Annotated in this window: 2 protein-coding genes and 1 pseudogene; 2 read left to right on the top strand and 1 reads right to left on the bottom strand. The window is 54.0% G+C overall.

What is annotated here, in order from left to right:
• Together ACR0J8_RS24170 and ACR0J8_RS24175 are read left to right on the top strand one after the other, a co-directional pair.
• A partial coding sequence (locus ACR0J8_RS24170; protein WP_165832714.1) for a transposase occupies positions 1-122 on the top strand: 122 nt, incomplete at its 5' end.
• Positions 123-457: 335 nt separating this feature from the next.
• A complete protein-coding gene (locus ACR0J8_RS24175; RefSeq protein WP_480527949.1) occupies positions 458-1,813 on the top strand; it encodes an arylsulfotransferase family protein in 1,356 nt (451 codons plus the stop codon).
• 157 nt (positions 1,814-1,970) lie between these two features.
• On the opposite strand, the pseudogene ACR0J8_RS24180 reads toward ACR0J8_RS24175, so the two are convergent.
• Positions 1,971-2,087 (bottom strand): annotated as a pseudogene (locus tag ACR0J8_RS24180) (IS5/IS1182 family transposase); the annotation flags it as partial.

Below are 2,087 nucleotides of genomic sequence, written 5' to 3' on the forward strand. Positions count from 1 at the left end.
GCATCGAGATCATGTTCGGCAGGCTCAAGGATTGGAGGCGTGTGGCGACCAGATACGACAGATGCCCGAAGGTCTTCCTCTCCGCCATCGCTCTCGCCGCAACCGTCATTTATTGGTTATGAGTCCTGACCCTAAAATCCGCGTTGTTCATTTGGTTTCCCACCGAACGATGCTCATTTTTCGAGGCCCTTTGAGGGGTAACTCGTTTCACTTTTGAAGAGTGGTCGACGGGTCGGTTATTTCCGGTTCGATCGGCATCCTCAAACGGCTCATTGTAGCAGCGTAGGAAGTAGCGATTCGGTCTTTTGCTGGCGTGCGCAAAGACACTCTCGCACTATCATCAATACTTTGATAAGAGTTGTTTTCGAATTCCGAATAAGTCAGAAACGCTGTTGTCGGGCGCGCAAACAGGGTCCGTTTTCAGGATTGGCTTTGCGAGATTGGGCACTTTACAGGTATGGACAAACGAGTTCCAGTTTGGTTGGTCTTGCTATTGCTTCTCCTGTCAACAGTGGCAACAGTTTTGTTCGGCTGGTCCGTCAGATACCAGCTTTCTGGCGGTGAACGTTTGGGCAGGGCCGGTGAGATCGCCCTTGCCATCGCAACATTCCCCTCACTTGTGAAGGATGTGTTCGAGGAAGGCGCCAGCATCGTTACGGGTCAAATCTACGACAACACGTTTGGCGCTCCGCGCATGCCCGTGGACCTAATAGACTATGCGAAATTCCCCTCGCGGACAGATCCCCTTCCAGGGCTGGTCTACAAGGCCACAGACGCGATCACTTTGGGCTGGCGCGTGCTTTTTGGCTCATTCGCGACCGGGAACTCGATCGAGAATGCGGTCGTTGTGATCTCGCCTGAGCTTGAGATCGCAACCATAATCCCGGTAGACGAAATCCCCGTCGGAGACAAGACACCCAGCCCGAACTCCAATAAGTTCGCCCATGGCTTGGAGATCTTCCCCGACGGCTCGTTCATCTTCGCCTTCGACGGTGGTGTTTCCTTGCAAAAGTTTGACGCCTGCGGGGAGCGAATCTGGACAATTCCGGGTGTGTATCATCACTCCGTAACAACGCTTGAAGACCAAAGCGCTGTCTGGACCTTTAACGACTCTCTCGATTTTGCGCTCGTCTCGGTGGTGGACGGCACCGTTTTGAGAACCTTTTCGACCGACGATGTGATCGCGGCCAATCCAACGATCGACATACTAGAATTACGCAGGCTCCATGACAATGACCTGGGCAAGAACCCCAAGAACACGAAGGGATCTTGGATGAGCGATGCACTCCACTACAATGATGTCGACCCCCTTCCGCCCGCGCTGGCTAACCGCTTTGACCAGTTCGATGCGGGCGACCTGCTAGTTAGCGCGCGCGCGGGCAACCTTATATTCGTTGTCGATCCCGATGACCTCATCGTCAAATGGTGGCGCGTGGGAGCCGTGCAAAGACAGCATGACCCGGACTGGATGCCCGATGGTCGCATCAGCATCTACAACAACCGCATGAGCCGCGATTACAGCGAGATCGTCTCGGTCGACCCCGATACGTTCCAGACCAAAGTAACACTCGATGGCCGGGACTACGATTTTTACTCGCGCATCCGTGGCAAGCATCAGTGGATCGACAGCGGAAACCTCCTTTTTTCCAGCCCCCAGCAAGGACGTTTGCTAGAAATTGATGCGAATGGAGCTGTCGCGCTTGAAATCTTCAATCTGAACCCGGACATAGACAACCGCAACCTGACAGTATCCGAGATTAAGTGGTTCGAGCCAGACTACTTCAACGCCGACATTTGGGAATGCAACGATTGATGCAATGCCCAACCTGGATTCGGCCTTTTGATCACTCGACATGCCTGCTAGCACCTATGTCGGGCCCGGGCTAGGTGCAGGTGCGCTTGCAGTCATGCTGGGAGTCTTTGCTGCCTTCGGAATAGCTGTTGTCGCCATTCTCTGATAGGGTCAGGACTCATAGCCAATAGATAACGAGTGCTTCAAGGGCGATTGCTGACAGGAAGACCTTCGGGCACCTGTCGTAGCGGGTTGCCACACGCCGCCAATCCTTCAACCTGCCGAACATGATCTC

The sequence above is a fragment of the Ruegeria sp. N11 genome (genome assembly GCF_056531525.1).